This window comes from Streptomyces sp. NBC_01210 (assembly GCF_036010325.1).
Classification (GTDB): domain Bacteria; phylum Actinomycetota; class Actinomycetes; order Streptomycetales; family Streptomycetaceae; genus Streptomyces.
On sequence record NZ_CP108550.1, the window covers coordinates 85,972 to 103,045 of the forward strand.

15 protein-coding genes and 1 pseudogene are annotated in these 17,074 nt (G+C 68.5%); 11 read left to right on the forward strand and 5 right to left on the reverse strand.

From position 1 onward, the window contains the following. The first annotated feature begins 20 nt into the window (after positions 1-20). Complete coding sequence (locus OG735_RS41445) at positions 21-200, forward strand: hypothetical protein (protein ID WP_327328739.1); 180 nt, start codon at positions 21-23, stop codon at positions 198-200. A 10-nt stretch (positions 201-210) separates the two neighbouring features. Further along, entirely contained in the window at positions 211-1,032 is an 822-nt protein-coding gene (locus OG735_RS41450) for an Lsr2 family DNA-binding protein (RefSeq protein WP_327328740.1), read from the forward strand. A gap of 262 nt (positions 1,033-1,294) precedes the next feature. Here the strand turns inward: OG735_RS41450 and OG735_RS41455 are convergent, their stop codons facing one another. The 4 genes from OG735_RS41455 to OG735_RS41470 form a co-directional block, all read right to left on the reverse strand. Then, positions 1,295-1,588 (reverse strand): hypothetical protein, encoded by a 294-nt coding sequence (locus OG735_RS41455; RefSeq protein ID WP_327328741.1) that lies wholly within the window; start codon positions 1,586-1,588, stop codon positions 1,295-1,297. Positions 1,589-1,869: 281 nt separating this feature from the next. After that, positions 1,870-2,379, reverse strand: a complete 510-nt coding sequence (locus OG735_RS41460) for a hypothetical protein (protein ID WP_327328742.1) — start codon at positions 2,377-2,379, stop codon at positions 1,870-1,872. Positions 2,380-2,390: 11 nt separating this feature from the next. Continuing rightward, a complete protein-coding gene (locus tag OG735_RS41465; RefSeq protein ID WP_327328743.1) occupies positions 2,391-2,789 on the reverse strand; it encodes a hypothetical protein in 399 nt (132 codons plus the stop codon). Between the two features lie 81 nt (positions 2,790-2,870). Then, positions 2,871-6,248, reverse strand: a complete 3,378-nt coding sequence (locus OG735_RS41470) for an ALF repeat-containing protein (RefSeq protein WP_327328744.1) — start codon at positions 6,246-6,248, stop codon at positions 2,871-2,873. Positions 6,249-6,920: 672 nt separating this feature from the next. Between OG735_RS41470 and OG735_RS41475 the strand changes: the two genes are divergently transcribed. Both OG735_RS41475 and OG735_RS41480 read left to right on the forward strand, forming a co-directional pair. Next, the gene (locus tag OG735_RS41475; RefSeq protein ID WP_327328745.1) at positions 6,921-7,418 is read left to right on the forward strand and encodes a hypothetical protein; all 498 of its coding nucleotides are present in this window, start codon (positions 6,921-6,923) and stop codon (positions 7,416-7,418) included. Between the two features lie 134 nt (positions 7,419-7,552). Beyond that, complete coding sequence (locus OG735_RS41480) at positions 7,553-9,022, forward strand: FG-GAP-like repeat-containing protein (protein ID WP_327328746.1); 1,470 nt, start codon at positions 7,553-7,555, stop codon at positions 9,020-9,022. A 1,769-nt stretch (positions 9,023-10,791) separates the two neighbouring features. On the opposite strand, the pseudogene OG735_RS41485 reads toward OG735_RS41480, so the two are convergent. Beyond that, positions 10,792-11,113 (reverse strand): annotated as a pseudogene (locus tag OG735_RS41485) (transposase family protein); the annotation flags it as partial. A gap of 304 nt (positions 11,114-11,417) precedes the next feature. Between OG735_RS41485 and OG735_RS41490 the strand changes: the two are divergent. The 7 genes from OG735_RS41490 (at position 11,418) to OG735_RS41520 (ending at position 16,891) form a co-directional block, all read left to right on the forward strand. Next, positions 11,418-11,765: a hypothetical protein gene (locus tag OG735_RS41490; RefSeq protein WP_327328747.1), complete on the forward strand. Its 348-nt coding sequence runs from the start codon at positions 11,418-11,420 to the stop codon at positions 11,763-11,765. Continuing rightward, on the forward strand, positions 11,765-11,950 hold the full coding sequence (locus OG735_RS41495) for a hypothetical protein (protein ID WP_327328748.1): 186 nt from the start codon (positions 11,765-11,767) through the stop codon (positions 11,948-11,950). The genes OG735_RS41490 and OG735_RS41495 overlap by 1 nt, the downstream gene beginning before the upstream one ends. Positions 11,951-12,033: 83 nt before the next feature. Next, positions 12,034-12,693: a histidine phosphatase family protein gene (locus tag OG735_RS41500; RefSeq protein WP_327328749.1), complete on the forward strand. Its 660-nt coding sequence runs from the start codon at positions 12,034-12,036 to the stop codon at positions 12,691-12,693. A 13-nt stretch (positions 12,694-12,706) separates the two neighbouring features. Continuing rightward, the gene (locus OG735_RS41505; protein ID WP_327328750.1) at positions 12,707-13,858 is read left to right on the forward strand and encodes a hypothetical protein; all 1,152 of its coding nucleotides are present in this window, start codon (positions 12,707-12,709) and stop codon (positions 13,856-13,858) included. Between the two features lie 61 nt (positions 13,859-13,919). Continuing rightward, positions 13,920-14,807: a phosphotransferase gene (locus OG735_RS41510; RefSeq protein WP_327328751.1), complete on the forward strand. Its 888-nt coding sequence runs from the start codon at positions 13,920-13,922 to the stop codon at positions 14,805-14,807. Further along, complete coding sequence (locus tag OG735_RS41515; protein ID WP_327328752.1) at positions 14,722-15,819, forward strand: hypothetical protein; 1,098 nt, start codon at positions 14,722-14,724, stop codon at positions 15,817-15,819. The genes OG735_RS41510 and OG735_RS41515 overlap by 86 nt, the downstream gene beginning before the upstream one ends. 334 nt (positions 15,820-16,153) lie before the next feature. Next, the gene (locus tag OG735_RS41520) at positions 16,154-16,891 is read left to right on the forward strand and encodes an SAM-dependent methyltransferase (protein WP_327328753.1); all 738 of its coding nucleotides are present in this window, start codon (positions 16,154-16,156) and stop codon (positions 16,889-16,891) included. Positions 16,892-17,074 lie beyond the last annotated feature (183 nt).

Genomic DNA, 17,074 nt, shown 5'->3' on the forward strand with positions numbered 1-17,074 from the left:
CCCTCCACCTGGAGGCCCCCATGAGCAGCACCCCACAGCACGACGTGGATCACGCCCTCGCTTACCCCGAGCCGCCCGCCTCCCCGCTCTGGCACCGCCACGGCGCACCGAAGCCCCGGCCGCTCACCCCCGACCAGCAGCAGCGCAACCGCGAGGTCCTGGCGCTCGCCCAGCGCAAGCCCCGCACCACCGCCGCATAGAGGAGCCGCCGTGTTCACCGACATGAAAGAGGCCCTCGAAGCAGAGGCCCTCGAACTCACCCCGATCGGCAGCGGCCAGAGCGCCGCCGCCTCCCTGGTGGTCGCCCACCAGGCCCGCGACAAGGACGACCTCTCCGACCTGTTGGGCGCTCTCGGACTGCCCTGCGGCGAGGACGACCTCGTACGCCTGCTCCCCCACATGAACACGTCCGACACCCCGACGACCGGAGACACGATGCCCGTCAACGCCTTCACCGCCACCGCCACCTCCATGCTGACCAACGGCGACAGCCCCGCCCACGTCCGCGAGACCCTCGGACTGTCGGAGAGCGAACTGGCCGAAGCCCTCCAGCACACCGACCAGGACGCCCCCACCCCGGACACCGACACCCCGCACACGGCCGGCCCCGCGTCCGATAGTCCGGTGGACAGCGACGGGATCGAAGCCCTGCTCTCCTGGGCGAAGGACCACCCGGCCGCCGTCATCCGCAACAAGGCCGCCCGCATCCGCAGCGACCTCTCCGAGCTGACCGCACGGCGCGAGACCGACGACGCCCAGCGAGAGGCCGAAGAGCGCGTCGCCAAGCTCAAGGCGGAACTGGAACAGGCACAGGAAACGCTGCGCACGGTGAAGGCCGGCGGCCGACCCGCGACGCCCGCCGCCGCTTCCGCGCCGACCGGCACCAAGCGCAGCAAGGAGCAGCTGGCCGCGATCCGGACGTGGGCGCGCGCCAACGGCCACCGGGTCGCCGACACGGGCAACCCGGCGAAGACCGTCCTGGACGCGTACGACGCCGCGCACCGCACCACCGCCCTGGCGGAGGCGAGCTGATGGACACCAAGCCCCTCACGGTCGACGGCTTCCTCTACGCCGTCCCCACCCCCGGCACCCGGTGAGAAACCGACGAAACGGGTTCTCACCAGAGACGAAAGTCCTGGTGGGGCCCGTTTCTCGTTGTTTCGGAGCGCGTGGCTGACCGAGTGCGGAGCGGTTCGGGGCGTTTTTACGTGAGGGGGCCCACACTGTGGCATTCGTCACGATGCGGGCCTTGATCTTTTGTTGATCTTCAGGCTGGTGTGTCTCGCGCTGATCGCTAGGCGGTCGGTGCGAGGTAGCCGGTGGGGGTCCAACTGCCCAGCGGCTTGGTTCTGCGCCGGTGATGGGTGCGCCTGCGTGGGCGCTGCCCGTTGAGGGCGAGAGTCTCCACCCATTCCTTGATCTTCCGGCGGTTGGCGTGGGCCAGCTGGAAGACCAGAAGGATCGTCTGGGCGGCGATGCCGCGGATACGCCGGGAGCCGGCCGCCTCGATGCCCTCGCCGAGGGGTTCTTCGCGTAGCCGTTGAAGCCCTCGACGCTGTTGCGGAGGCGGAAGTAGACCTTCTGCCATTCCTGGTCGCCGTGCTCGAGGGCCTGCCAGTGCTTGGCGCCGACGTCAGGGGCGACGGCGATGCTGCGCTGCTTGCAGACCCTGAGTGGTCCGGTGGGGCTCGGCTCCGGGTCCACCAGCGGCAGGTGGATCCCGCGGAGCCCCCGAAGGCCGCGAGGCCTTCGGGGGCTCCTGCGTTCCCACCCACGCGAATCATGGTGACGGTGACGAAGCCGCCAATTCAGTACACCAACAGCAGTTCGATGCTCGACTGCCTCGCCAAGGGAACCAACTGCGCCCGGTCAGGGGTGGACGACCGTCAGGCCGACCGCATCCGCGGCCCAGCCCGCCGCCACCGCGCAGAGCACCGGAAGCACCAGCAAGGCCACACCCATCGCCGACGGAAACCTCCCTCGCTCGCGCACCACTTCACGCGGCGCGAACGCCTTGCCCGTCGCGGCCTTCGTGTGCGTCGTCGACACCGGAGTGGCGACGGTCAGAGCCACCAAGGCCACCTCACGCCAGCGCAGCCGTTCGTCCCCGTGCACCGGGAGGGTCCACGACGACACCCAGCCCCGGAACGGCAGCAGCGCCAGGGCGAGACCGCACAGGAAGCCGGCACACGCTGCGAGCGTGCCGGGCCAGGGCTCTTGCGCCACGTACCGAATGAGAAGCGCCACCACGACGATCGCCGGAACCGGGATCAGCAGCGGTATCGGCCACTCACGTCGGTCCGGGAGCCAGCGCAACAGCAGGCAGGAGAGCACGATCTCGGGGATCAGGACAGCAACGACCCACAAAGTAAGGGGCATGGGACGCTCCGTCAGATGTCGAGGAGGGTGCCGAGCGCGGCGGCCGTCAAGAGGGTGACGGCGAAGCAGGTGCCCAGGAAGACCATGACGTGCTTGGGCGTCGCGCGCTCCATCGTTCCGCCGGCGCGGACCAGGGCCACCTGGCGTCGGATGTACTTGGTGAAGACGGCCATGGCCATCAGCAGGCCCAGCATCCCGACGGTGTAGAGCTGCAGCGCCGTCTGCACACCCTCGCCCCGCATCGCGGTGTCCCCGACCGTCGAAAGGCCGCCGGCCAAGCCGGGGGCTGTCGCGAGGAACACCTTCCACTTCCTCGTCGTCGCCCAGGACTGCATGACCGCGCCGAACACGATGGCCACCGCGGCAGCCGCGATCCACCAACCAGTGGTGGAGGACCAGAAACTGAACACGGAAGACCCCCTAGGTGCTGCGGAACCGCGTGGATGGGGCAAGCTTGCGACTCGCCCCGTCCACGCGTCTGTGCGGGCTGCTTACCAGGTGAAGATGCCGACCACGGTAGTCGTGACGTCGTAGCCGATGTCCACGATCTTCTCACCGATGACCCTCTCGTCGATGCCTGCTCTACGGAGCATGCTCCTCGTCAGCTTCGACTTGCCGATGAAGCTTCCGCCGAGCACGAAGAGGCCGAGAGCGGAATGGAATTCCTTGCTGTCCCAGCCGTATCCCCAGCACGCCAGGCCGGCACTCACTCCTTGCAGACCCCAGGAGGTGAGTCCCGCCCCCACAGCGATCGGACCCGCGACCGGCGCGGCCGGCGGGAACAGCGCCACGAGGCCGGCGACCGACGCGACAACGCCGGCACCGGTGCTCCAGTGGCCGACCGCCGACGACCAGTCCTTGGGGTCCGTGATGTCCTCAGGCCAGAGGCCGAACCACTTGGTGTCACCGGTCTTGTCGTCGTTCTCCGCGTTGTCGGCGGGGTTCGTCCCCGCCTGCGCCTGCTGCGCGGCCAGCTCGGCCGCCTTGCGTGCCGCCTCCCTGGCTTCCTCCACACGCTTCCTGACAGCGATCGCGCGCGCCTCGCTGGCCGCGACCGCCGCCGCCTTGGCGTCCTTGCCCGCCTGGATGGCGGAGGCCCGCGCCGCGGATGCCGAGGACTGCGCATTCACCGCGGACGCCACCGCCTGGGTGGCCGACGCCGACGCCTGGCGCATCGAGTAGTTGGCGCTCCGGGCCGCACCGCGCGCGGTAGCCGCCGCCGCCTTGGCGGCATTGGCCGACACCTGGGCGGCCGCGGCCGACCTGTCGGCGTCTTCGGCGTTGGTCTTGGCCTCGGCGGCCGAGTCGAGGGCGTCCTTGGCGTAACCGTCCGCCTTCGCCTTCCACTCGAGCGCCTCGTTGGCCGCGTTGCGGGCCTCCGCAGCAGCCTGGGAGGCACGCGCCGCGTCCTCCCGCGCCTTGGCGGCGACCTTCGCGGCGTGCGCGATGGCGGCACGCATGGCCGCCACGTGCGTGAGGTGGTCGTGGTCGAGCTGGGCGACGTAGTGCTTGTCCTGGATCACGAAGGCGCGCCGCATGCGCGACGAGCCCTCGAGGAGGATCTGCGCGGCCGACTTCATGTACGGGCCGCCGGTCTGCTGGAGACTGAGGATCTCGACCCGGTCGTCCTCCTTCGTCGCCTCGGCCCATTCGACGGCGAGGAAGCGGTGCAGGGCCTTGGCGCTGCCGTCGTTGAGGGCGGCCTGGGCCTTGGCCTGGACCGCTCTGCCCGGTGCGCCGTTCAGTACCTTCAGCACGGAGATCCGGTAGTGCTCGAGCCCCGCTGCGATGGCGCCGGTGTCGAGGAACCGGGCTGCGGCGCCCGGAGTTTCGTCGACGAGCGTCCGGTGGGCGGCCTCCGCGATGTCGACCACGGACGCCGTCGCGAGGGATAGCACGTTCTCGCGGTCGTCCTGATCCAGGGCCAGGGTGCGGTCGGTGCTGATCCAGTTGACCACGTCCTCGTCCGTGCCGGCGAGCGCGTACTCGGCCGCCTCACGGGTCCAAGTGCCGCTCGAGACCAGCAGCTTGACGGCGGCCTGGCGGCCCGAGTCGACGGCCTTGACCGTGTCCCCGCCCAGCAGCGCCGACTCTGCAGCCGCGACCAGGTCCTTGGTCTCCTGGCTGAGCTTCTCCGCCTGAGCGCGCTGCGTCTCCATGAGGAGCGTGTCGTCGGCCTCGGCCTGCGTCTTGAAGCGGGCCAGCGCGATGCCTATTTCCTCGTCCTCGGCGATCCGGGTGGTCTCCGAGTCCCGGGCCGCCTTCTCCACTGCGATCGCTTCGTTGACCGCTTTAGTGGCCGTGTCGGCCGCTTTCACTGCGGCGGCGGCGTACTCGGTGGAGCGCTTGGCGTACTCGACCGCCTCACCCGCGTGGGCCGCCGCCTCCTCGGCAGCGACCGCGGCCTTGTCGGCGTGCTCCGCGGCGCTGTTGGCCGCGTCGCGTGCCACGGCAGCCGCGGACGCGGCACGGTTCGCCAAGGTCTGTGCGGTGCCGGCCGCGCGGGTGGCCCGCGCGGCGGCGGCGTTGGCCTCGGCGGCGGCGGCCCGCGCCTTGGCGGCCTGGGACTTGGCTGCGCCCGCCGCGTTGGCGGCGTCAGCCGCGGCGTTGGCGGCCGCGGCCGCGTTCTGGGCTGCGCCCGCAGCCGCCGAGCCGGCGGACGCCGCCTGCTGGGAGGCGATCGAAGCCTGGTGAGCGGCTCCGGCCGCGGTGCGCGCACGGGCCGCGGCGTTGCGGGCGCCCTGGGCCGCCGAGCGGGCGGCGGCCGCCTTGGACGCGTCCTTGGACGCGGCGATCGCAGCCCGGTAGGCGCGGGAGGCGGCACCGCCTGCGCTGGCCGCGGCTGCAGCCGCGGCCTGCGCCGCCTGCGCCGCGCGCCGCGAGGCGGACTGGGCGGTGCGCGAGGCGACGATGGCCGTGGACGCGGCGGCGGCGGCACCGTTCGCGGCGTTCGCGGCGTTGTTGGCCGCCTTCGCCGACTTCTTCACGTCCTGCTCGGCTGCCAGCGCCTCCGCCTTCGCCTCGAGGGCAGCCTCCTTGGCCTTCGCGGCGGCCTCCTTGGCCTCCTCGGAAGCGGCGACGGCCTTCTCCGTCGTCAGCTTCGCCCGCTTGCCCTCGCGCTCCACGATCTCGACCAGCTGCTCGATCGTCGCGGCCTCGTCGTCGCGGGCACGGGCGATGAACTGGCCGGACATCAAGAACCGGTCGATCGCATCGCGCGATCCGTCGTCCAGGGCGCGTTGCGCGTACTTCTTCACCTCCGGGGAGGCCGTGTTGAGGATGGTGGTGACCTTCACCCGGCTGTCCTCGTCCCGGGCGGTGTACTGGGTGTCCACCAGGAAGGACGTCAACGCGGCGCGGGTGTTCGTGTTCAGCGCCTTGCCGGCCTCCCGCTTCACTGCGGATCCGCTGTTGCTGCTGACCGAAGTCACCGCCACCCGGAGGTCCTCCATGACGGCGTTGGTGAATCCGTCGGCCATGTAGGCGGCGATCGCGCTGTCCCCTCCGGACAGGGCCGCGCCGGCCGAAGTCTGAACTCCCCTGCCCGACTTGGCGAGTCCGGCGAAGAGGGCCAGGCGGTTGTCCTGCGCCTTGGCCGCCGCCAGCTCCTGGCCGAGGAACGTGGAGACGGCTGCCGAACCACCCACGAGAGCGGCGGCGGCTGACTCGCGGACCGTCTGGCCGCCGAGCTTGTACTCCCACACGGCCTTGCCGCGGTCGGTATCGGGCAGGCCGGTGTCCACAGCGGTGGCCCCGGCAGCATGAGCGGGGCCGGCGGCCAGAGTGATGATCGACGGCAGGGCCGGGGCCGCGGCAGCCCCAGCCAGCGCGGTAAGAATCCGGCGCCTACTCCACAACGTTGACGACAAAACAACTCCCCCTGTGTGAATTACGGCGGTGCACGCGCAAACGGATACTGCGCCCAAATTCATAGCGCCTGCGCACCAGCCAAGGCCGTGATGATTACACATCAATTTCTGCGGCACATAGGGCGGCGGTTGCAAAATCGCTTTTTGCCCAGGTTGGGACGTGATGTCGCTTCTCAGTACGTACGCACAATAAATTGCATCGAAAACCAGCCATCCATCGCACGGAATCCACCAATCCAGCATTTACCAAACCGTTATACGGTCGCATGCAACCAATTGACGCTCGCAGTCCTCTGGTTTCAATTCTTGATCATTTCGTTACCCACTCCGGTGCAGTCCGCCCGAACTGTCGAAACCTGACCGAGGGTCATTTCAGGAAACCGATGCGATTGCCCCGGTTTATCCAGTGGACATCGCCAAGGGCAGGTGAGTTCAATGGAAATAACGCCACGGCTTGAATGGGGGCAGAGCGCTCGACTCTTGCCTCTTCCTGTCGAGCCATCCAGGCGGCTGGCGCGTTGGCTTGAAACCGTCCAGTTACTCAACCAAACATTCCGGCAAGCGTTTTCCCTTACGGTCGTGAGCGGCGCGCTTCTTCATACGGAGTACGGGGCGGTGATGGGCATGGAAAAAACAGGGAAAGGAGCCGTGATCTAAGTGAGGGAACTTCGCATGAAACTCGTCACTCGTGTCCTTGCGACGGCGTGTGCAGCTGCTGTCGGAGCCGTCCTGTGGTCGACTTCCGCCTCCCGTGGGGGCGGCGACGACGTGGCGCCGGTTGCCGAGGGTGCGCCGGGCTACGCGGTGGAGGACTTCAGCTACCCGAACGCCGACAAGATCCTGGCGGAGCAGAACATCGTGCTGAAGCGCGGTGACGGCCGCATCGTGCTGGCCGACTGCGCGAGCGAGGCCGGGCTACTCGAGGTGTGGGCCCGTGAGAAGGACAAGATCTGCTTCAAGGTCACCGGCAGCTCCGGGTTCCTGACGATGGAGATCCCGGCCGTGTACGGCGTGAAGGGGAGCGCCGAGCAGACCGCCGAGGTCGACATGACCGTCGGAACGGAAGAGAAGTCCTTCGACGTCGCCAAGGGGACCTGGACCGCGGTCGGCGAGAGCGCCGACCCCGAGGGGCGCGACCACATGCTCGTGGAGATCCGCACCTCCAAGTAGCGCCCCGGAACGGGTTGACGCCGCACCCGGCCGGCCTGCGTACCGGCCGACTTGTCTCCTTCCGAACCTGCCATCACAAGGAACCCACTGAAGCTGGTCGAACGCGATCAGCGCTCTACCTTCAGGGACACTTCATGACCGCGAAACGTTCACGCTTGATGTGGGCGACCGGCGCCGCCATCGCCCTCGCCACCGTGGCGACCGCCGCCCCCTCCTCTGCGCTCACCGGAGCTGACGCCCCGGCACAGCTGAATTACGTCGCGAAGATCAACGTCGGTGAGCAGACGGCCTGTACGGGGACGCTCGTCGACCCGCAGTGGGTCCTGTCCGCGGCCACCTGCTTCGCCGCGGACGGCAAACCCCCCGCAGGCAAACCCGCCATCACCACCACCGTCACCATCGGCCGCACTGACCTGACCCAGACCAACGGCACCGTCCAGCAGGCCATCGAGCTCGTCCCGCACGCCGACCGCGACCTGGTCCTCGTCAGGCTCGCCACCCGGATCACGGACCCGGCCATCAAACCCGTGCCGTTGGCGACCACGCCCGCCGCCGACAACGAGCAGCTCACTGTTGCCGGATTCGGACGCACCAAGACCGAATGGGTGCCCAGCAAGCTCCACACCGGCACGTTCACCGTCGCCTCCACCACGAACACGACAGTGGACCTCAACGGCTCCGACACCGCGACCGTCTGCAAGGGCGACGCCGGAGGCCCAGCCCTGCGCACGGCTAACGGCACGCCGGAACTCGTCGCCATCAACTCCCGCTCCTGGCAGGGCGGCTGCCTGGGAATGGACGCTGCAGAGACTCGTACTGGAGCCATCAGCTCTCGTGTCGACGACGTCGGCGCCTGGATCAAGGTTGTCACCTCTCTGTCTCAGCAGGACCTGATGGCTGGTGACTACAACGGGGATGGGATCACGGACCTGTTCTCCACGGACGCACGCGGCCAGCTGTCGGTGTGGACGGGCAACAAAGGCGGGTCGTTCAATTCACCCAGGATGCTGACCGATGGTTGGGACTTCACACAAACCGTCGCTGCCAGCTTCACCGCACACAGCACGGCAGACCTGATCGCACGCAACACCAGGGGCGAACTGCTGCTCTGGACGGGAAGCACGACAGGCACGTTCAGCGCTCCCAAGAAGATCACCGGTGGCTGGGACTTCACCCAGACCGTCGCCGGTGACTTTACTGGCGACGGAAAGGCCGACCTGATCGCCAAGGACTCTTCCGGCAACCTCTACCTGTGGCCTGGCAATGGCAACGGCACGTTCAGCGCTCCCAAGAAGATCACCGGTGGCTGGGACTTCACCCAGACCGTCGCCGGTGACTTTACTGGCGACGGAAAGGCCGACCTGATCGCCAAGGACTCTTCCGGCAACCTCTACCTGTGGCCTGGCAATGGCAACGGCACGTTCAGCACCCGCAAGAAACTCACTGGCGGCTGGGACTTCACCCAGACCGTCGCCGGTGACTTTACTGGCGGCGGAAAGGCCGACCTGATCGCTCGCAACGACGCTACCGGCACGTTGTACCGGTGGTTGGGCCACGGTGACGGCACCTTCGCCGCGCCTGTCCGGCTCACCGACAGCTGGTAGCCAGGAAATCAATCGTCGGCCCACCCGAACTCGGCTGGGCCGACTTCCAGTCCGCTCCGAACGCACCATCCACCGCCACCAGATCCTGGTCAACTGCGCCTTTGCCACTGCGCGAAAGCTCACCACGGGCTGGCAGCAGACCATGGCTGGCCGCTGTGGTCTACCTGGCCCGGCCAAGCAGACCCGTCGTTCATCCCAGAGACACCACTCGGGGGAACTCTCCACGGTTGCGGTTAAGGCTCGGCGCGAGTAATGTGCCTAGGCTGCCGATTAAGTTTCGCCGGGACGGATATACCTCATGGGTGCTATCGATTATCTCCACAACAGAATTGCTGTAAGGCGGTTGGCAAATGCCATGGCTCGGCATCACGTTGCCCACTGCGACGGAACATGTGGGAACGGGAAGGTTTTCGATAACCATCACGCGGCTTTTTGGATACCGTTAGTAGATAATCTCGACCGCTATGGGGTATCTCTCAAGCAGGCAGGCCAGGGCGAAGATTGGCTTGGTAGAGGGAACGACCTGTCTCCACCTGGCGTGCCATGTGAGCCGCTTGAAATACCCGTACGGCGAAGGGGGGCGCGTATCCGTGCGGCACGTAAACTGCGCAACATGCACTTGGATATCTGCCCGGATTCGAATTGCCACGTCTTCTGCGATGAAAGCACGACCATCTATTGGTACAGGCGGCTCACGCCGCCGCAATGACGACGCGGCCCCTGGCAGTCAAGACCGGCGAGCACCCCAGGGCTTCGGCGTAGTCAGCCGTCGTCCGGTTCGTGACGGTTCGTTGGGTATGGTGGGCTGGAAGCAGAACAGGCAGGGGGTTCCAAGATCATGGAGTTCTCTACGCCCCGTGACCTGCCTGGAAGACCGTGCCCGCCGACGGATCACCCCCGATCCCGCCCGCCCTTGACCAGCTCCGCGAGCAGCTCCGAAGTCGGCCCGGGCCTGCTGGAGCGGCTGGCCCAGGTCCCCGACCCGCGCGATCCGCGCGGAGTGCGGCACGCGCTGGCCGTCGTCCTCGCCCTTCGCTGGCAGCCCTTCCGGCTCGGGGCAGTGGCGCGAACGCTGCCGTTCTCTCCCTATGGCTCCGCGCGAGGGCGGCGGCTTCACGCAGACCACTACCGGTCCCGGCGCGGCCATGCGCCAGCAGGTGACAAGTCAGTAACGCTTGCTGAGACACCTTGGTTCGGGGCGGCGTACTCACCAGGGGATGCGCGTACATACCACAGGTGAGACACCCAACAGGCTGAGACAGTCAAACTGTTCCTAACGCGGGGCTTCAAGTCCCCGTGGAGGTGGACTGTGGCTACGTCGTTCAGTGGGGCGAGCGCGGTTCGTAAGTCGCTCCACCAGGGCAGGCCGCGGCAGCGGCGCGGGAGCTGGGCCAGGAAGAAGTCTCGATGGGACGGGACGGTGGTATTCGCATTGAGCTCCCACCCATGGCCCGGGGTGAGTCCGCCACGACGCTGTGGATGGTCGCGGTGACCTCGAGGGCTCGCTGGATGTAGTCCCGCACGCCCAACGCGGTGGCAATGAAGCACGGTTCGCCTGGGACGGTACTCAGTACGGACCAGGCGTGGCCAGCCCATTCGCCCATGGCCAGCACGGCTGCGCCCCGTGCGCGAGCGCTACGGCCTCTTCGACACCTGAGACCAGCCGGCTTGCCGTCCTCGACGGACAGGTCGAGGTCCTGCTCGCCGTAGAGCCGGCGACAGCTCGCTCAGCACATCGCGCGCTCAGTGTCCCGAAGCGCGCTCCTCAAACGTTCGACGGGTGCTCGGGACGTGGCCAGAGCCCGGTTGACCGTCTGCTGTGTTGGGGATAGCTGCCCGCCGGGCGGCCGTCTGCGCCCGGTGGTGAACCAGGGGCCGGCGCCCGGTCAGGTCGTGGCACCGGCCTGGCAAGGCCAGCGAGATCCACAGCACCTGCCCGGCCGGGTCGGTCACGACCTGCACGTTCACGCCGTGGCGACTGTGCTTGTGCGAGTAGTCGGCCCGGCCGTCGCCCACACGGTCGCATTCGGCGAGCGTCCCGTCGAGCAGTACGTACTCCGGCTCGTGCTCGCGCAGGGCACGATGCAGCCCGAATCGAATGTCGTCAATCTCCGCCGCCGTCCTCACCCTGGAGCGGCAGCGTTGAAAAGGCTCACTGAGTGCCGGCGTAACGTCGCCAGTGAGAGTAGCGTCGTCCGTCGTCGAGCTAGAGGAGCGGAAGCTCCGGTCAGCCCCGCGGGCAGGGCCGTGGGAAATGATCTTCGAGATCGCGGGAAACGACCTGTGAGTGCTGGCGCAAGGTGCCTGATCAGCGCATTTCGTCGGTTCCCCCCGGTCGGGAACAGCCCAGTTCGAGCTGATCTCCTCACCCACCAACGACCCCGCGGACGACAGGGTGTTCTCCTGCACGACCGAAGAGTCCCGCATCGCGTACGCGCTGCTCACCGAGATACAGCCCGGCGACCTGCTGCACGTCTCCGGAACCCTGGTCCAGCCCGGCGCTACCGGCGAGGCCGCGCAGCTCACCGTCGACGCCCTGGACGTCTTGGCCGCCGCACCGGCGCGAGCGCTGCGGGAGATGGTCCTCGACCGGTACGGCGACTACGTCGTGGTGTTCGACGCCGACACCGACGCCGTGCCCGTCTTCACCGCGCAAGGGCAGTGGGTCGGCCTGGCGGACAACCCCGACACCATCACCACCCTGATCGACATCCACGAGCGCGTGAACGGCGGTGACGCCTGATGGCTATGACCACCCCGCAGGCCCGAGCCGTCCTGGAGTGGTTCCCCGCCGGCCACCCCCGCGGCTCCTGGCCCGCCGACGAATACGCCGCCACTCAGCGTGCCCAAGGCAAGACGGACGCCCGGGTCGTGATGGACCTGGCGAGCGACCAGTTCCTCGTAGTCGCCGACACCACTCCCCAGTAGCACCCGCGTACATACAGCGCCGTGCCCGCCTCCCGTGCGGGCACGGCGCTGTCTGGCACGACACCTTCACAGAGAGGATGAAGATGCTCTTCCTCGTTCGCCACGCCGAATCCATCGAGAACGCCACCAAATACACCGGCTTCTACAAGAACCCCCGTCCGTGGACCGGGCCGGCCGCGCATGCCCTGTCCCGGGATGTTGTTGGCCTGACGCCCCGTGGCTTCCTCCAGTGCCTGTGGCTGCGGCAGACGCTGCGGGACCTGACCGGGCCCGACCCGGCGATCCGGACCTCGCAGTACCGTCGCGCCCTGGACACCGCCGCGCTTGCTCTGCCCGGCCTGCCCTGCGAGGTGACTGCGCTCCTCAACGAGCAGCACTACGGCGCGGCCACCTACATGACCAAACGAGAGCTGTACGCCACCTACCCCGAGGGGACGCAGGACCGGCAGACCCGCAAGCACCTGTGGACGCCCCCCGGCGTCGGCGGAGAGTCCCTCGCCTGCGGCGTCCTGCGGCGGGCCACGGCGTTCGTTGACGGCCTGCACACCGCGTCCGGAGCGGATGTCGTGGCGTTCACGCACCACACCGCGATCCTCGCGCTGCGCGCGGTCCTGGAGCGCCGGCCGGTGACGGAACTGGTCGACGAGGCCCGTGTGCGCAAGACACCCAACGCCGCGGTCCTGGTCTACGAACAGGCCGGCGGCCTGTTCCACGCCCGCGGCACCGTACAGCCGGACTGCTGAGGAGGCCGCGGCCATGAACGTCGTGTACATCAACGGGCCCGTGCAGAACGGCCCCTTCACCATCGCCGGACGGCCGGGCAAGGCGGCCGGCATCCGCGCGGCCGAAGCACTCAACACGCTCCTTGGCGCCGGGCCGGTCCCGCATCTGTGGAACACCGTCACTCTGGCCGGAGACCTGCGCCACCGTGACGCCCCCGACCGGGACACCGTCGGCCGGCAGGAGCGGGAGGAACGCGCGATCGCCGCCAAGTACGCGCCGGGCCCGGCCCCGGCCGGTGGCGTTCTCACCGACACCACGCCCGCCGTGGCCGCCCTCGCGCTGGAGATGACCGAACGCCTCCTGCGGGAAGGCGCCCTGGCGGTTACTCCCACCGCAGTGCATCTCTGCAGCCGCTGCGGCCACATGACCGGCGCCGTCGCCCACGCCTGCCGGGCGTGCGGGCACCAGGGCTCCCGGCCGCACACCCGGCGGCTGCTGGTCTGGGACCGGCCCCCGGACGCACCAGTGCTCGCACGTGATGACTTCCACGCCTACCGGGCCCGGCCACCGGGACATCTGCTGACCATCGCCCAGAACGTCCCGGAGCGGCTGGTCCTGTCCCGCACCCGTGACCACGGCATCAGCCTCGCGCCGCTCGGGCTGACCGGCCTGGTCCTGGACCCGCGGGCCGGCGTGCACATCGCCGTGCTGGCTGCTGCTGCCCGGCACGGCGCCGGGCAGCCGGTGATGACGGTCACCGAGAACGCCGCGGCGAACGTCGCTGCCTACGGGGCCCTGTTCTGGCGGCACAACGGAACGCGGCTGCGGTACGCACTGCACGGGCGCATCCCGTACGACGACACCGCGGCGCTGCAGCGGCTCTGCGAGGTGCACCGCGTCAGCCCGGAGCTACGAGAGCTGTTCCTCGCCTGGTTCCTGCCCCTGTGCTCACTGCACATCCGGGCAGGCATCACTCCGGCACAGCTCCCGGCCCTGCTGAAATTCTGGCGCCGCGCCCACCTGGCCCGGCCGGACACACCCGGGAGTGACGTCCTCGCCGAACTGCGGCGCAGCGTCGCGGCGGGTGATATGCGCTGGGTCATGGACGTGCGGACCCTGTCCCGGGCCATCCCCGAGTTGCCTGTCACCCACGGTTCCGCGGAGGAGCCGGGAGGAGCGAGTTGATGAGCGAGAACGAGAACGGCTGGCGTTCGTCAAGAAGCGGACCGCCGCAGACGACGGCGCGGTGTACGTCTCCGCCGACAGAACGCGCTACCGGCGCACCGGTGGGGCCGAGCTCCAGTCGAAGGCAGAATTCCAGCGCCGGATCGCAAACCTCAACTACCCGGTCCCGCACGTCCTGGAGGAGGGCGTCACCGACGACGGCCACTACTACGTCGTGGAGGAGTCGCTGGGCGACGAGACCCTGCACGACCGGGCGGTGGCGTCACTGGACGGCGGCCGCGACCTGGCCGACGACGTCGCCGACACCGCCGCGCAGGTCGCGGCCCGGCTGCTGCGCGCCCAGGCCGCCCACCTTGTCCAGCCCACGGCCAGCGCGCTGCGGCAGTGGCTGGACAGCGCCGGGTTCACCCAGAACGTCTTCCAGGAGAACCCCGATCTGGACAACACCCGGACACACGTTGTGCTCGATCACGCGCTGGACCGCCTGGGCACGGTTCCGCTGGTGTGGGGCCACCTCGACTACGGCCTGCCCAACGTCCTGTCGGCCGGGGTCATCGACTGGCAGCACCACGGCCTGGTGCCCCTCGGATACGACGTCCTCCCGGCCCTGGAAATCATCGCCTTCAAGGGCGGCAACAAGGGCTACACCGCCGGCCCCGGCCAGCGGCGCCGCTACCTCGCCGCGCTGGACGACGCGAGCCTGAACGCAACCGGACAGTCGGCCAGCCAGAACCTTGGCGCCTACCTGCTCGTCAAGGCCCTGTTCTTCCTCGCCCTGATGCGGCCCACCGACCCCTCCCGTACGGACAAGCACCTGAAGTGGCAGTACCGCCGTCACCTCTTCACGAAGGGACTTGAGCAGTATGAGCGCACCGGGACGGTCGATACCGCCCTCTTCCCCGGCCTCGAAGACTTCGCCGCTGGGCACAGCGCTGGCGACCATCCGTGACCGCGACTACCTCCTGGACCGCGCCGGGGTGATCTTCAAAGTCATCGGCGATGTCCATCCCGGCACGCACTTCCTGGGGTACGTCAAGTACTACCCGGACGCCCGCGGTGACCGGGTGCTGTTCGGCCGGACGTACCGGCAGAACAGCGTCGTGTCCAAAGCGTTCGGGATCCTCGCCGACCGGCCCGAGTGCTACATCTACTCCCCCGCCGTGGGGTGCGTCATCACCGGCGTGCCCCGCGAGGACATCGTCACCCACTACTCCTGTCGCCAGACCCTCGCCGCACTGCACCAGGCCCCCGGCCTCCTGGGCCAAACGGCGGTCAGCGAGGACCTGCTCGCCATCATCAACTGGATCGTCGCGGCCGGCGCTGCGGACGTCGTCGGCGTGACCGGGTCCTTCCTGGTCGGCGCCTGCAACGCCCGCTCCGACATCGATCTGGTCTGCTACGGGCCGCGCGGCTACGAGGCGGCACAGGCCCTGTTCGCCGAACGCGCCCTCATCTGCCCGTACGAGGGCGAGACCCTGACCCGGCTGTACGTGCGGCGCGCCAAGTACATGGTGGGGGGAAGCTTCGACGCGCTCATGCGCCAGGAGGTGCGCAAACTGCAGGGCCTGACAGCCGGTGCGGGGGCGCACATCAACTGTGAGCCGCTGAGGGCCGACGGCGACAAGACGTTCGCCGGGGTGGTTGCCAAAGAGGTAGGGGCGATCTCCGTCTTTGCCCGGATCACGGATCACTCCGAGGGCCTGGTCACGCCGGCGTTCTACGGGATCGAGGTGGACACGGTCACGGAGTCCACGGTCGACGAGCCGTCCGTGTTCGCCCGCCGGATCACCCACCTTCGCAGCTACCTCGGTACGTACACGGGGGCGTTCCGCACCGGCGACGTCGTCTACCTGTCCGGCCGGTTGGTCCACATCCAAGGCCCCGATACACACAGCGGCTTCGGCATCGAGCTGACCCCGTGGTCGGCAGCCGAGTCCTTCCTCGCCAACCTGACCCGCTGAGCCGTGCGCACGGCGTCCACGGCCCGCGTTCACGGCTGGCGGAACCTCCACCTGCACCCCGGCGACGATCCTTCCTGCGGCATCCGTATCCGGACCACCCCTGCGGCTGTGAGTGGGAAGACACCTGGCGCACCGCGCTCCACAAGGCGATGGCCGCGAGGTGGACATCCCCGCTCTGGCGCCCCTCGCCCTGGGTTCCCCCCGACGCACGGAGGGCGCGGCGTGACCACTGCCCTCAACGAGGAGGCCGACGACGGCATCACTCGCGAGTGGCATGCAGTTCAGCGAGGAATTGGAGGTGCGTGCAGTCTTCCGGCGGTGTCAGGCTGCGCCGATGAACCGTGAACAGATGTCCAGGATCGCTCATGCCAATCATCCGATCAAAGCTCCCCTCGACGACGATTCGGTGTGCGAACTGCTCGAGCGCGGGTTCTCCCAACCTGACGCGCGTGTGCTCGATCTCGGCTGCGGAGGAGGAGAGTGGCTCCTTCGGGCCCTGGCCACCAGCCCTCGATTGCGTGCCGAGGGCGTCGATATCTCTGAAGACGCGCTGGCACAAGCCCGTGAGGCCGCGAGCAGCCTCGGTGTCCAAGAACGCCTGGTCCTCCACCACCAGGCAGCCGCCGACTTCGCCTCCTCGCACCCGTTCGACTTGGTGCTCAGCGTCGGGGCCGCCCACGCCTTCGGCGGCCTGCTCCCCACTCTCGCGGCGGCACGCAAGCATCTGGCGCCGGGCGGGCGCGTCCTGGTCGGTGACGGATTCTGGGAGAAGGAGCCGTCCCCGGAAGCCGTTGAGATGCTCGGCGACTTCACCGACCTGGCGACCACGTTGGATCGCGTGACCGCCGAGGGGTGGACTCCCGTCCACGGTCACGTCAGCACCCGCCGGGAGCTGGACGATTATGAGTGGGCATGCTGGGGGGCGATGGCTGCTTGGGCCCTGGACCATCCTGATGATCCAGACAGTTCCGACGTTCTCTCGACAGCCACCACCCGCCGATCCGAATGGCTGCGTTCCTTCCGGGACAGCTTTGGCTTCGTCTGCCTCGTCTTGCGCCAGACTTCCAGCTGACCCGGACCAGCTCCTGCTACGGCCACGTCAGCACCCGCCAAACTAGGCCAGTGATGTCCAGGCGGGCAGCCCCGGCATCGGACTCACCGCCGCGGCCGTCGAGTGACATCAAGACTCTTCGACATTGATCTTGGCTCATGTCCTCAAGTAGCTCGCGAAGTCGTCGCGAAACGACATCCGCAG

Bases quoted from the DNA above. Each gene is read 5' to 3' on its own strand.
- OG735_RS41480 (WP_327328746.1), top strand. From the start codon at position 7,553: ATGACCGCGAAACGTTCACGCTTGATGTGGGCGACCGGCGCCGCCATC.
- OG735_RS41455 (WP_327328741.1), bottom strand. From the start codon at position 1,588: ATGGCAGAAGGTCTACTTCCGCCTCCGCAACAGCGTCGAGGGCTTCAA.
- OG735_RS41495 (WP_327328748.1), top strand. From the start codon at position 11,765: ATGGCTATGACCACCCCGCAGGCCCGAGCCGTCCTGGAGTGGTTCCCC.
- OG735_RS41520 (WP_327328753.1), top strand. From the start codon at position 16,154: ATGAACCGTGAACAGATGTCCAGGATCGCTCATGCCAATCATCCGATC.
- OG735_RS41445 (WP_327328739.1), top strand. From the start codon at position 21: ATGAGCAGCACCCCACAGCACGACGTGGATCACGCCCTCGCTTACCCC.
- OG735_RS41500 (WP_327328749.1), top strand. From the start codon at position 12,034: ATGCTCTTCCTCGTTCGCCACGCCGAATCCATCGAGAACGCCACCAAA.
- OG735_RS41505 (WP_327328750.1), top strand. From the start codon at position 12,707: ATGAACGTCGTGTACATCAACGGGCCCGTGCAGAACGGCCCCTTCACC.
- OG735_RS41475 (WP_327328745.1), top strand. From the start codon at position 6,921: ATGAAACTCGTCACTCGTGTCCTTGCGACGGCGTGTGCAGCTGCTGTC.
- OG735_RS41515 (WP_327328752.1), top strand. From the start codon at position 14,722: ATGAGCGCACCGGGACGGTCGATACCGCCCTCTTCCCCGGCCTCGAAG.
- OG735_RS41460 (WP_327328742.1), bottom strand. From the start codon at position 2,379: ATGCCCCTTACTTTGTGGGTCGTTGCTGTCCTGATCCCCGAGATCGTG.